A 12,320-nucleotide genomic window follows, 5' to 3' on the forward strand; every position below is an offset into this window, starting at 1 on the left:
ACCTCTGTTGTGAAAAGGACGTAGAAACCCGTGAGGTCACGGAGTCTTCGACCTTCATGGGGGTAGACGTAGGCCAGAACTTCCTTGCCGTCGCCTCGACGACCGACAAGAAGTGTCGGTTCTTCTGTGGCGGGAAAGCCAAGGATCTCCGCAACATCTATTCTACTATGCGGAAACGGTTGCAGTCGAAGGGCACCCGGTCGGCAAAGAGGATGCTGAAGCATCTCTCTGGCCGGGAGAGACGGCTTATGACTGATATGAACCACCGCGTCTCGAAGGAGATCGTTCGTTTTGCCGTTCAGAACAAGGTTGATGTGATCGGGCTGGAGGATCTTACCGGGATCAGGGATCGGACAGAGACCTCCAAAAAGCAGAGGGGCACCCACCATTCCTGGACGTTCTTTGAACTCCAGTCCTTCATCGAGTACAAGGCGCGGGAGAAGGGTATATCGACGGTCTATGTCGATCCGGCCTATACCTCCCAGACCTGTCCTCGATGCAATCACATCAGCAAAAACAATCGGAATGGAAGATCGTTTGTCTGTGAATGCTGCGGACACTCGCTCCATGCCGACCTTATCGGTGCTCGGAACATCGAGTCCAGAGCACGCACCTACAGGTATACCCTGGAGGTGCAGGGGTGCAGTCAGCCACCCATACGAGAACTATCGACACGATAGAGTCTCAAGCCCAGGCCTTCAGGCCGGGGTAGTTGACAAGAACATAAATACAATCATTTTATTGAGATATGTTGATGCGAGATATATTTACTGCAGAACCAATATAGAAACCCCAATGAGAACAATAAAGGGGATCAGAATGTGGATCAAAATGATTATCAATCCTCCCCACTCGCTGAAATAATCACTAATCACATTTTGGAATGTTTCCCATTTTTTCAAATTATAATTTGGACAGATAAATCTCGGTTCGCTATCATATCGGCCATTTGATTTTGGACAAATATCTTCTCTAAAGGTGTTTAAGCCATATATAAAACCAGTTTCGCAAAGCGCCCAAAATTCTGGAGATATCTTATTCTTGAAAAGATCATCATCAGCATATTTGCAAGGTCTGGTTATCATATCATCAAGCTTCAATACTCGATCAATAACCTTTCCTGATTCAGACTCCAAATTCTTTTCATTAATACCTTCCCCAGAATATTTGTCAAATTCTCTCTTGTGAATTCCTTCAATTTCAACATATAATCGTTTTAAAATATCCCGGACTTCAAAAATATAACTTGAAAAATACATACTTCCTTCATACTCTCGCTGGATATAACAAATCAATGCCTTTTTACTGCTACGATTTAAGAGAATCCAGTAGATGAGATAGCCGAGTATGACAAAAAATCCACTAATAGCGATACTGGATATATTACTAAGTTTTAATACACCATATTTTTCTGATACAAACAATAAAGTCATCCCAGTGGCGGATGTTATTGCAATGGTGGGAATCGCTTTTAAAGAGTCCTTAAGATCTGTCCCAAATGAAATTTTATCTTCAATTGCTCCCAAATAGGCTTTTCTTAATTTACTGTTTTCTTTAAAATTAATATTCCGTTTTAAAAACAAAATATAGATCTTATATATTGCTAATTGTATGGCAAAATGTGCATCGTCCGTGTATTTTTTTTCCTTGGATGAGATCTCAACATTATATTTCACATGTCTTATTAGTCCGTTAAACTGAGATTTGATAATTTCATGAAATTCTTTTCGAAACGGATCGTTCTCATAGAACGAACTTGTCAGTAGCCACGTATATCTTATCGCATCCCTGGGAGGTAGTTTCACTTTTGGCATTTTGGGATCTGTGGTTCCCCCCATAGTTAGCGGCGTTGTTAACTGCGACCACATATAAATATTAACGGATACAAAAAATAAAATTAGATTATTTCGATCATCGATTTTGACGTTTTTGAGATCTAAAAAACAGTATATGGCCGAATAAGTAACCAAAAGATCAGTACACCAGAAAACATGATACCTGTACAACGAACAGAAAGAATGGACGATAACACGTATATCGGACACCGACAGTGCAAAATGCGGCACATAACACTGCGATATGAAACTCACGTCGTACGACGCTAACCCCCATATGAAAATGCCATGTGCTGAATATGCGGCACTGTGAAAATTGAAAACAATACCCGATCAATTTGTACAGTATTCGAAGGGCCATGGATAGTCACGAAAAAAGAGAGAAGTGATCTTCTTTTCAATTCCTTGAATGTATGAAAAATAGTTGGACCAAAATCGAAATTTTTCAATATTCCAGAAGGGACCAGATTCTGTAATGTCGAATGGAACAAAACCCGGCACAAAAAAAAGGAGTTCAGTAGACGACAGGATGTGCATTCCTGGCCGCGGCCACCTTGAGGGTCATCCACTGCATCTTCGCAATGTCCTCCGGCATGGTATAGACGTTGATCATGAGGGTCGAGGTGAGGGTGTCTCCCGGCTCATGTCCCCCACGAAGACGCGGTCCAGACTGATGCACAGATCGTCGCAGCCCACAGATCCTCCAGAACCCACGCCACCCCGATCCGACCCTTTTTCTCCTCCCCGCGGAGACACGCATACCAGTCAATGCACTCCAGAAACACCCCCCTAAGGCCAGACCCCTGCGAGATCCTCTTCAGAAAGCCCGCACGAGAGGATCTCTCAGGCCCCGGCCTCCTCGCGGCCGACCTGCACGTCCACACCAACCACTCGGACGCCCCGACGCGGGTGAGGGACGCCCTGAAGATCGCCGCACGGCAGGGCATCGGCCTTGCGATCACCGACCACACCCGGGTCAGCGGCGCCCTGGAGGCGTGCCAGGCCGGCACGGGCATCGAGGTGAGCGCGGACGACGGCCCCCACCTCCTCCTGTACTTCTCCGTGCACCGTGAGACAGCGATGATCGGGCATTTCGTCTCGCGGCAGGGCACGCCACGCCTCCCGGGCGACCCTCTCTGACCATCTGGCATCGCAGATCCACCTCGGCCGGCAGATACTACGGGAGAGGTGAAAAAAGATGCGGCACCAGTTGCACACACAACAGTTGCACGCACAACCATTATCCCCTCCTGGCACCCACCTGATCCCATGCAACCGCATCGCGAGACAGTCCCTCTCGGGGCCCTCGTCTCCATCATCCACCGGACCCACCACATCGTCATCGACGAGAGGATGAAGCGGTTCGGCCTCTCCTCAGGGCAACTCTTCACTCTCCTCCACCTCGCCCACGAGCAGGGCATCACCCAGGACACACTTGTCCGCCGCTTCCGCGTCGACAAGGGCACCGTCGCGCGGGCCGTGCGGAGGCTGGAGGACGCGGGCTATATCAACCGCACCATCGACCCCGACGACCGCCGGGCCGTTCAGATATTCCTGACAGACAGAGGGGAGGAGATCGTCCCTGAGATCATCAGGATCGACCGGGAGTGGGAGGAGGAGGTATTTGCAGGACTCACCGACGAGGAGCGCAGACAGGCAGAGGCCCTCCTCAGAAAAATAGCACACAACAGCCTCAGGCTCGCACAGACAGGCGGGGACACCGACTATGCACGACACTGGCACGAAAAACTCTGAAAGAACAGGGACGACAAAAGGCGTCGCCCTCCTCACCGGCGACCCTAAAAAGGCGATCATCAGGCTCTCCATCCCGATGATCGCGGCGATGCTCCTCTTCTCGACCTACAACCTCGCCGACGCCGTCTGGGTCGCGGGCCTGGGCTCGGACGCCCTCGCAGCCGTCGGCTTCATGACCCCGGTCTTCATGATCATCACCGGCCTCGCTGTCGGCCTGGGGGCAGGCGCCTCCTCCGCGGTCGCCCGCCGGATCGGCGCGGAGGACAGGGCAGGGGCTGACAACACCGCAGTCCACGCCGTCCTCCTCGCCCTCGGCCTTGGGGCCCTCCTCACCATACCCCTCATCCTCCTCGCGGGGCCGGTCGCCGCCCTCCTCGGCGCCGGCGAGATTTCCGAACTCGCGGCGGCGTACGGCCAGACCCTCTTCGCCGGCACGGTCTTTAGCTTTTTCATCAACGTCGCCTATGCAATCCTCCGGGCCGAAGGCGACACGAAGAGGACGATGTACGCGATGGGGGTGTCGTCTGTCCTGAACATCGTCCTCGACCCCATCTTCATCTACGGCGCGGGTATGGGCGTCGCCGGTGCGGCCCTCGCCACCGTCATCTCCATCGCGGCCGTCTCCGCGGTGCTCGTCTACTGGCTCTTCGTCAGGAAGGACACCTATGTCTCTCTCTCACGGGAAGCATTCTCGCCTGACTTCCGCGTCATCAGGGACATCCTGGGCGTCGGCCTCCCGGCAAGCCTGGAGTTCTTCCTGATGTCGGCCCTCGCGATCATCATCAACGGCCTCCTGGTACAGGTCGCCGGCACCGACGCCGTCGCTGTCTACACCACAGGCTGGAGAGTCGTGATGTTTGCGATCATCCCCTTCGTCGCCATAGGCACCTCGGTGGTCTCGGTCAGCGGGGCCGCATATGGCGCCAGAAAATACGAGAGGCTCAAGACCGCCCACACCTTCTCCGTCGGCCTGGGGGCGGCGATCGCCCTCGCGATGAGCGCTGTCACCTGGCTCTTCGCCTCCCAGATCGCCCTCATCTTCACCTATTCGGCGGAGAGCGCCCACCTCGCCCCCGCGATCACCGCCTTCCTGATGACGATGTGCTTCTTCTACCCCTTTGTCCCGCCGGGCATCATGTCTGGCTCCATCTTCCAGGGCACAGGGAAAGGCACGACCTCCCTCCTGATCAGCTTCCTGAGAAACCTCGTCTTCATCGCCGTCTTCGCCTGGGCGCTCGCGGTCCCCCTGGGCATGGGAGAGGCCGGCGTCTGGTGGGGGATCGTCGCAGGCAACACCCTCGGCGGGATCGTCGGCTTCCTCTGGGCGCGGTTTTACATCGCGCGGCTCATCGCCACCGAGCAGGGGCCGGACACCGCATAACCCTTTTTTCCAGCCCGACAGAACCCTCCCGCAGGGCAGACTGCGGCATGCTATCGCCCTGCAGGACAGATCCCACCAGGCGGTCTGCCGGCATCGTACCGCGGAAACCTTATGCACACAAACGGCGACATGATCCGCTCCTGCCCGGTACCGCCCGGGCACACTCAGGAAGGGCACGGCCCATCTTTTCCTGAGACATTTGCATGAACACCATCTGATTTGAAGGATACGTATGACAGAAACCACCCCGATCACCTCCCAGCCTGATGCAAAAATGACAGAACGCCAGGACGCGATCACCGAAGGCGTGACCGTTCTCACCGGCGACCCGAAGAGAGCCATCGCACAGATTGCCGGCCCGATCATGGTCGCCATGCTCTTCCAGGCCGTCTACAACCTCGCGGACGCGGTCTGGGTCGCGGGCCTCGGCTCCGGCGCCCTCGCCGCCGTCGGCTTCGTCACCCCGATCTTCATGATCTTCATCGGCCTGGGAAGCGGCCTTGGAGCAGGCGTCACCTCGGCCGTCTCGCGCCGCATCGGCGCGGAGGACAGAGCCGGGGCAGACAATGCAGCAGTGCACGGCATCGCCATCGTCCTCATCCTCTCGGCCATCGTCACCCCTGCCCTCCTCCTCTTCCTCGAACCCCTCGTCCTCGCCCTGGGGGCCGGGGAGACCGCGGGAGATGCCATAGAATACGGCCGCATCATCTTTGCCGGGACCGTATTCATCCTCTTCGCCGACATTCTCTATGCCATCTTCACGGCCGAAGGGAACACACGGAGGACGATGTACGCCGTCGCCGCTTCCGCGGTCCTCAACATCGTCCTCGACCCCATCCTCATCTACGGCGCCGGCATGGGTATTGCCGGTGCGGGGTGGGCGACTCTCATCTCGATGGCCTCCGTCTGCGCCCTCCTCCTGTACTGGTCTCTGGTCAGGAAGGACACCTATATCACCATCGACCGGGGACGCTTCTCCCCGAACGGGCACACGACCATGGACATCCTCACCGTCGGCATCCCTGCAAGCCTGGAGTTCGTGCTGATGTCTGTCGCCGCGATCGTCATCAACGGCCTTCTGGTGCAGGTCGCCGGCCCCGATGCCGTCGCCGTCTATACCGGCGGGTGGCGGATCGTCTTTTTCGCCCTGATCCCGTTCATCGCCATGTCCATCGCCGTCGTCTCGGTATCAGGCGCTGCCTATGGCGCGAGGAAGTACGACAAACTGACGGTCGCCCACACCTTTGCGGTCAGGTCGGGCATCCTCGTCGGCCTCGGCCTCTCCGTCATCACCTGGTTCCTCGCGCCCTTCATCGCCTGGATCTTCACCTACTCGGCCGGGAGCACGCACCTTGCCGGAGGGATCACCGCCTTCCTGATGACGATGTGCTTCTTCTACCCCTTCATCGCACCGGGCATGATGTCTGCCGGTGTCTTCGAGGGGACAGGAAGGGGCATCTTCGCCCTTGCCGTCGAGTTCCTCAGGAACCTCGTCTTCATCGCCGTCTTCGCCTGGGCGCTCGCGGTCCCCCTGGGCATGGGAGAGGCCGGCGTCTGGTGGGGGATCGTCGCCGGGAACATCCTCGGCGGCATCGTAGGGTACCTCTGGGCGCGGCTCTATATCGCGCGGCTCATCGCCACAGGAAAGGGGCCGAAGACCACATAACCCTTTTTTACCCCAGCCCCACGTCCAGCACCATCATGACCACGAACCCCACGAGGGCGCCCATCGTGGCGAGGTCGGCATGGCCGTGCCCCTGGGACTCAGGGATCACGTCCTCGACGACCACGAAGATCATGGCGCCCGCGGCAAAGGCGAGGGCATAGGGGAGGAGAGGGGCCGCGACGATGACGGCGGCCGCTCCGACAAGCGCTGCGACAGGTTCGACGGCCCCGGACAACTGCCCGTACCAGAAGCAGCGCAGAGGAGAGAGGCCCTCCTGCCGCAGGGGGACGGAGACTGCCATGCCCTCGGGAAAGTTCTGGATGCCGATGCCGAGAGCAAGGGCGAGGGCGGCGGCAAGGCTCGCAGTCGGGTGGCCGGCCGCCAGGGCGCCGAAGGCCACCCCCACTGCAAGCCCCTCGGGGATGTTGTGGATGGTGATGGCGAGGACGAGGAGGGTGCTCCGGTGCCAGGACGTCTCCGGCCCCTCGGCACGGGTGAGGCCGGGGTGCAGGTGGGGAAGGAGCATGTCCACACCCCGGAGAAAGATCCCGCCGGCAAGAAACCCTGCCGCCGCTGGTATCCACTCGGGCAGGCCGGTGCCGGCCGACATTTCGATCGCGGGCAGGAGGAGAGACCAGAAACTGGCGGCGATCATCACCCCCGCGGCAAAACCCAGCATCCCGTCCAGCACCCTCCTGTCGACCTTGCGGGTCAGGAAGACGGTCGCCGCACCGAGCGCGGTCAGCGCCCAGGTGAAGAGGCCGGCAAGGAGGGCCTGCACCACCGGGTCAAGGGCCTGGAACTGCTCCATCACCATGCCTCACCCCCTCCTTCGTGCCACAACCTCCCGGGACGGCCGGGCGTTTCACGCACCCGGGGATAAGGGTTGTGACGCCCCGATCCATCATCTCGATATACCCTGCCTCAGAGAGATCAGAGGGACAATCATGTTCGGAGAAAAAGTCCTGGACAAGATCAGGAAATTTGCAGAGTCGAAAGAGGGCATCCGCGCGATGGTCCTGACCGGATCCTGGGCGCGGGGCGAGGCGACAGAACAGTCCGACGTCGACGTCTTCCTGGTCACCGCGGAGGAGAGGGAAATCGTCTTTCCCGACCTGGCCGCAGCCCTCACCGGGGTACAGGACGTCCTCGCCCCGATCCCGGAGAAGAGGATCTTTTTCCTGGGGGACGGTTATCTGAAGGCCGAGGTCACGGTCATCCCCGCACTCGCGGAGATGGAGGGGCTGTATCGGGCGTCGAGGGTCAGGGATACCTCACGGTCGGTGCCGATCGATAAGGACGGGACGGCACGGGCGACCGTCGCCGGTTGGTGCTTTGACGGCAGGGAGACCGACCTCTCCTCCCTGACCGCCGCGACCGCCGAGGAGTTCCTCGAAGGCTTCGAACTCGCCTCCCGGTACGCGGGGAGGGGCGATGCCTACCGGTTCTACCATACGTACAACGAGGCCCTCGCGGCATATGCAGCCCTCCTGGTCCTGAAGCAGGGGTCTGCCGCCCACATCGACCTGCCGCGGTCCCTCGTCGAAGGGATGGGGCCGGCAGGGAGAGAGGCGTTCCGCACCCTTGCCGGGAGCCTGGACCTCTCCGACGCCCCCCGCCTCCTGCGGGATCTGGCGGCGGCATTCGGGGAGACCTATGCCGGCGTGTATGCTGCGGCCCCCGGCCTTCCCAGGGCGCCGGAGACCATCGCACGCTGCACAGGCAGGATCCTGCAGCGGGACCAGATGGCCTGAAAAGCGGCAGGGTATATATAGCGCCGGCACCCAGGGGCAGACAGGTCCGCCCCGCCATGAAGATCTGCCCGCGATGCAGTTATGCCAACCAGGACGACAGGGAGGTCTGCACCCGCTGCGCGTGCGACATCAGCGACAGACGCCCGCTCCGTACGGTGAGGGAGTACCTCCTGGAGAACGCATCTCTTTTTGTCGTGCTCGGCGTCTTCGGCGCCCTCGCCTTCTACCTGACCGGCCTCCTCTCGAAGACGACCGACCCGATAAACACCGTCCAGATCGCCGGCGACGTCGCCCTCGGCGGTGAGGCAGTGCCCTCGAATGTCTCCTTTGCCGGGAATGTCACGTACATCGCCCGGACCGTAGAGGCGGGAGGGGACTCCCTGAACATCCTCCTGAACCTCAACCTCGGGCAGATCATGGAGTTCTCTGTGATCTGCGCCTATGTCATCCTCTTCGTCGTCTCCTATGCGGTCCTGAAGGAGGCGGTCCAGACCATCGACGCAAACAGGAAAGAAAACAACTTTTCCGGGTACCTCTCCCTCATCCACCACAACTTCTCCATCATCATCTTCGTCATCACCTTCGCGTATCTCCTGGCAAACCTCCTCGTCTTCCTCATCCTGACGTACACCCTCCCGATCACCAACTTCATCCACTTCCTCGCCGGCAGCGCCACGGTCCTCGTCTGCTTCGAGATCAGGGACAACATCATCTCGCGACACTGGAGCCCGATACGGCAGGAGTTCGTCCAGGTGGTCATCATCTCCGCCGCCATCGTCCTCCTCGTCATCTCCTTCGAGTTCCTCATCAACACCGTCATCCTCCCGGTCCTCGTCTCTCTCGGCATCTCGGAGTCGGTGATGGTCGCGGTCTCCCTCTTCCTGGTCACCGACGCCATGATCATCATCTTCACCCTGATCCTGATCCTGGCCCTCTTTCTTGCCCTCCTCTCCTGGAAGATCGTGCAGGCTATCAGGGAGAGGGTGCGAGGTGCGTGGCGGGAGAGGTGATAACCGTCGTCCGGCACGGTGCAGAATGACAATATTTATCGGATAAGGGCATACCGATCCAGTAACAATTGTGAACCCGCCCGCGGAGGGCAGAGAGGAGCGAAGAAACGTGAACGTTCGGGTCAGAGCATTTGCACAGTTGCGTGAGGCCCTCGGGGCCGACCGCACGATGGACGTCCCGGCGGGGGCGACGATGAGCACCCTGCTCGCCCTGCTCGGGGCAGAGTCGGTGCAGGCAAAAGAGGCACTTTTCGAGGAGAACGGCGACCTGAAGGGCCACGTGATCCTGATGAAGAACGGGAGACGGGTCCCGCGGTCTGAGGTCGGGGCCACCGCCCTTGGCGAGGGGGACGAGGTCGCCCTCTTCCCGCCGGTCGCCGGAGGATGACGAATGAGACTGAACTCCTGCAAAAAAGCCTACAGGCACGAGACCCAGCGGACTGTCCCGCCCGAGGAGACGCTTCAGCGGGTCAGGGAAAAACTCCCGGCCGCCGGGATCACGCGGGTCGCAGACATCACGAACCTCGACCGCATCGGCATCCCGGTCTTCTCCAGCATCAGGCCGACGGCCGGAGACGGCGCCATCTCGGTGTACAACGGTAAAGGGGCGACACCGACAGAGGCCGAGGTCTCCGCGATGATGGAGGGGATCGAGCGCTACTCGGCCGAGATGGACGGCATGCCAACCCTGACCGGGACATACAGGGAGATGCAGAGGGAAGGCAACCCCATCGACCCGGCAGATCTCATCCTCCCGCCGTACGCAGACCCGGAGAGGTGCATCCCCTGGGTCAGGGGCTATGACATCGCCGGCAACGAGGACGTTCTCCTCCCGGCCCATGCCGTTTTCCATCCCCTCGGGCACGAGCACGGTGACCTCTTCAGGACCAACACGAACGGCATCGCCTCGGGCAACACCCGCGAGGAGGCGATCTTCCACGCCCTCATGGAGATCGTGGAGAGGGACGCCTGGTCCCTGGTCGAGGTAACCAGGAACACCGGCCCTGCGGTCACCGGCATCAGGGACGGGATTGCGGGTGACCTCCTCGCAAAGTTTGCCGCGGCGGGCGTCGAGGTCCACCTCAAAGACATCACGAGCGACATCGGCATCCCGACGATGGCGGCGGTCGCCGACGACGTGGTGCTCAAGGACCCGGCCCTCCTGACGATGGGGATGGGCACCCACACGAACGCCGGCATCGCGGTGTTGCGGGCTCTCACTGAGGTGGCCCAGAGCCGTCTCACCCAGATCCACGGCGCACGGGAGGACACCGACCAGGCCGACTTCAGGAAGAAGATCGGCTACGAGAGGACGAAGAGGCTGAACAAATACTGGTTCACGGACGACGGCGAGGAGGAGATCGACACGGTCTCGTCCTTCGACTCCGACGACTTCCTCACCGACATCGGCCATGTCGTCGGACGCCTCAGGGAGGTCGGGCTGGACCGGGTGATCGTCACCGACCTGACGCGGGCGGAGATCGGTATGCCTGTGGTGCGGGTGGTCGTGCCCGGCCTCGAAGTCTTTGCAATGGACAGGGAGAGGGCAGGAGCGCGGTGCCGGCATGCCGGAAATCATCGTCTTTCTCGGTCCGAGTCTTGACCGGGAGGAGGGCCGCGCCATCCTTGACGCGGACTTTCGTCCCCCGGCCGCACGCGGCGACATCAGGAAGGCAGCCGACGAGGGGGCGCGTATCATCGGTCTCATCGACGGGGTCTTCTTCCAGGCGTGCTCTGTCGCCCACAGGGAGGTGCTCTATGCCCTCCGCAAGGGTGTGAGGGTTCTCGGCGCATCGAGCATGGGGGCCCTCAGGGCCGCGGAACTCGACAGCCTCGGCATGGAGGGGGTGGGCGAGATCTACCAGGCATACAGGGACGGGACCCTTGTCTCGGACGACGAGGTCGCCCTCGTCTTCGACCCTGAGAGCGGGACGCCCCTCTCCGAACCCCAGGTCAATATCAGGTGGACGATCAGAAAGGCCGAAGAGGAGGGCGTGATCGACGCAGCAGAAGGCACGGCCCTCCTGGAGGCAGCGCAGGCCCTCTATTTCCCCGAGCGGACATACGAGGCCGTCTGCGACGGGGCGACAGCGGCGATCGGCGAGGAAAAGGCCGGGCAATTTCTCGCCTTCGCACGCACCGGCGGCGTCGATAGGAAGAGGGAAGACGCTGTACTCTGCCTCCGCCGTATCAGGGAGATCGCGGGGCAGGGTTAGCCGTGCACATCGATCTCGACCTCGATCCCTCCTGACGCCGCAAAGACAAGGTTATAGATGACGGCGGCGATGCACCCGCCGATGAACCAGACGATCGCAAAGACAAACGCACCGGCCACGGCGCTCAGCGCCACCGCCCCGATCGAGGCGATCGTCCCCATACTCATCCCCGGAATGATACCGAGTCCGGTGACAAGACCGGACAGAAGCCCGTAGATCGTTCCCAGCACGGCGAAAAACATCCCGACAGAGACCACGCCGAGCCTTTTGACGGTAATGATCTGTTGTGTCATCTGCATGACCCCGGAGGGAGAGGTGCATTCGGCATTATAAAAATACTGGCCGGGAGGAGTTTCTCCTCTAAAATGGCAGGGATTCGGGTTTTCAGGGGAAAAACGGCAGTGTAAAAATCCTCATGCCCGGTTCGATGCATCTCCCTGATCCCATAAGGGAGGCGCGGGCCCACTGCCTTCCCCCTACTGTTCGCTGGGGGACTAAATCGAAGACCTGATGGTCTTCTCATGCGCCCTTCGGTCGCAGCCCCCGGACCTCGAAAATCGGCTCTGTAGAATCGGACATGAACCCCTGGCTCAAGCATACGTGATGAAAATTTCTCGTTGCAGTTCTCCTGAGTGCGGAGGGATACTTGATTCCTCTCCTTGCAACAGGGCACCTGAAGGATACTGTTCAATTGCCGCCCCCC

The 12,320-nt window shown here is 59.6% G+C and carries 13 protein-coding genes; 10 read left to right on the forward strand and 3 right to left on the reverse strand.

Annotated features, from left to right (window positions below; translation table 11 throughout):
* The coding region (locus PHP59_RS08270; RefSeq protein WP_300165917.1) for a transposase at nt 1–680 on the forward strand (680 nt) is incomplete at its 5' end.
* Nucleotides 681–767: 87 nt separating this feature from the next.
* Here the strand turns inward: PHP59_RS08270 and PHP59_RS08275 are convergent.
* Entirely contained in the window at nt 768–1,838 is a 1,071-nt protein-coding gene (locus PHP59_RS08275) for a hypothetical protein (RefSeq protein ID WP_300165919.1), read from the reverse strand.
* Nucleotides 1,839–2,603: 765 nt separating this feature from the next.
* Here PHP59_RS08275 and PHP59_RS08280 point away from each other — a divergent pair.
* The 4 genes from PHP59_RS08280 to PHP59_RS08295 all read left to right on the forward strand — a co-directional run bounded on the left by PHP59_RS08280 (nt 2,604) and on the right by PHP59_RS08295 (nt 6,637).
* Nucleotides 2,604–2,975 (forward strand): PHP domain-containing protein, encoded by a 372-nt coding sequence (locus PHP59_RS08280; protein ID WP_300165921.1) that lies wholly within the window; start codon nt 2,604–2,606, stop codon nt 2,973–2,975.
* 129 nt (nt 2,976–3,104) lie between these two features.
* Nucleotides 3,105–3,590 carry a MarR family transcriptional regulator gene (locus PHP59_RS08285; protein ID WP_300165923.1) on the forward strand — a complete coding sequence of 162 codons (486 nt, stop codon included), beginning with the start codon at nt 3,105–3,107 and terminating at the stop codon, nt 3,588–3,590.
* On the forward strand, nt 3,562–4,971 hold the full coding sequence (locus PHP59_RS08290) for an MATE family efflux transporter (RefSeq protein WP_300165925.1): 1,410 nt from the start codon (nt 3,562–3,564) through the stop codon (nt 4,969–4,971). Before PHP59_RS08285 ends, PHP59_RS08290 begins: the two co-directional genes overlap by 29 nt.
* A 232-nt stretch (nt 4,972–5,203) precedes the next feature.
* Nucleotides 5,204–6,637 carry an MATE family efflux transporter gene (locus PHP59_RS08295; RefSeq protein ID WP_300165927.1) on the forward strand — a complete coding sequence of 478 codons (1,434 nt, stop codon included), beginning with the start codon at nt 5,204–5,206 and terminating at the stop codon, nt 6,635–6,637.
* 7 nt (nt 6,638–6,644) lie between these two features.
* Here the strand turns inward: PHP59_RS08295 and PHP59_RS08300 are convergent, their stop codons facing one another.
* Nucleotides 6,645–7,454, reverse strand: coding sequence for a ZIP family metal transporter (locus PHP59_RS08300; RefSeq protein ID WP_300165929.1), 810 nt, complete (start codon nt 7,452–7,454; stop codon nt 6,645–6,647).
* 130 nt (nt 7,455–7,584) lie between these two features.
* Between PHP59_RS08300 and PHP59_RS08305 the strand changes: the two genes are divergently transcribed.
* The 5 genes from PHP59_RS08305 (at nt 7,585) to PHP59_RS08325 (ending at nt 11,617) form a co-directional block, all read left to right on the forward strand.
* A complete protein-coding gene (locus PHP59_RS08305; RefSeq protein WP_300165930.1) occupies nt 7,585–8,391 on the forward strand; it encodes a nucleotidyltransferase domain-containing protein in 807 nt (268 codons plus the stop codon).
* A 56-nt stretch (nt 8,392–8,447) separates the two neighbouring features.
* A complete protein-coding gene (locus tag PHP59_RS08310) occupies nt 8,448–9,401 on the forward strand; it encodes a hypothetical protein (RefSeq protein ID WP_300165932.1) in 954 nt (317 codons plus the stop codon).
* Nucleotides 9,402–9,510: 109 nt separating this feature from the next.
* The gene (locus PHP59_RS08315) at nt 9,511–9,789 is read left to right on the forward strand and encodes a ubiquitin-like small modifier protein 1 (RefSeq protein WP_300165934.1); all 279 of its coding nucleotides are present in this window, start codon (nt 9,511–9,513) and stop codon (nt 9,787–9,789) included.
* 3 nt (nt 9,790–9,792) lie between these two features.
* Nucleotides 9,793–11,004, forward strand: a complete 1,212-nt coding sequence (locus PHP59_RS08320) for a YcaO-related McrA-glycine thioamidation protein (protein ID WP_300165936.1) — start codon at nt 9,793–9,795, stop codon at nt 11,002–11,004.
* On the forward strand, nt 10,967–11,617 hold the full coding sequence (locus PHP59_RS08325) for a TfuA-related McrA-glycine thioamidation protein (RefSeq protein ID WP_300165938.1): 651 nt from the start codon (nt 10,967–10,969) through the stop codon (nt 11,615–11,617). The genes PHP59_RS08320 and PHP59_RS08325 overlap by 38 nt, the downstream gene beginning before the upstream one ends.
* Here PHP59_RS08325 and PHP59_RS08330 read toward each other — a convergent pair.
* Nucleotides 11,614–11,910 carry a hypothetical protein gene (locus PHP59_RS08330; RefSeq protein WP_300165940.1) on the reverse strand — a complete coding sequence of 99 codons (297 nt, stop codon included), beginning with the start codon at nt 11,908–11,910 and terminating at the stop codon, nt 11,614–11,616. The genes PHP59_RS08325 and PHP59_RS08330 overlap by 4 nt on opposite strands.
* Nucleotides 11,911–12,320 lie beyond the last annotated feature (410 nt).

Origin of the sequence: Methanofollis sp., assembly GCF_028702905.1 — an archaeon.
Taxonomy (GTDB): domain Archaea; phylum Halobacteriota; class Methanomicrobia; order Methanomicrobiales; family Methanofollaceae; genus Methanofollis.

Bases quoted from the DNA above. Each gene is read 5' to 3' on its own strand.
- PHP59_RS08310 (WP_300165932.1), top strand. From the start codon at position 8,448: ATGAAGATCTGCCCGCGATGCAGTTATGCCAACCAGGACGACAGGGAG.
- PHP59_RS08285 (WP_300165923.1), top strand. From the start codon at position 3,105: ATGCAACCGCATCGCGAGACAGTCCCTCTCGGGGCCCTCGTCTCCATC.
- PHP59_RS08305 (WP_300165930.1), top strand. From the start codon at position 7,585: ATGTTCGGAGAAAAAGTCCTGGACAAGATCAGGAAATTTGCAGAGTCG.
- PHP59_RS08295 (WP_300165927.1), top strand. From the start codon at position 5,204: ATGACAGAAACCACCCCGATCACCTCCCAGCCTGATGCAAAAATGACA.
- PHP59_RS08280 (WP_300165921.1), top strand. From the start codon at position 2,604: ATGCACTCCAGAAACACCCCCCTAAGGCCAGACCCCTGCGAGATCCTC.
- PHP59_RS08300 (WP_300165929.1), bottom strand. From the start codon at position 7,454: ATGGTGATGGAGCAGTTCCAGGCCCTTGACCCGGTGGTGCAGGCCCTC.
- PHP59_RS08275 (WP_300165919.1), bottom strand. From the start codon at position 1,838: ATGGGGGGAACCACAGATCCCAAAATGCCAAAAGTGAAACTACCTCCC.
- PHP59_RS08325 (WP_300165938.1), top strand. From the start codon at position 10,967: ATGCCGGAAATCATCGTCTTTCTCGGTCCGAGTCTTGACCGGGAGGAG.
- PHP59_RS08330 (WP_300165940.1), bottom strand. From the start codon at position 11,910: ATGACACAACAGATCATTACCGTCAAAAGGCTCGGCGTGGTCTCTGTC.
- PHP59_RS08320 (WP_300165936.1), top strand. From the start codon at position 9,793: ATGAGACTGAACTCCTGCAAAAAAGCCTACAGGCACGAGACCCAGCGG.
- PHP59_RS08290 (WP_300165925.1), top strand. From the start codon at position 3,562: ATGCACGACACTGGCACGAAAAACTCTGAAAGAACAGGGACGACAAAA.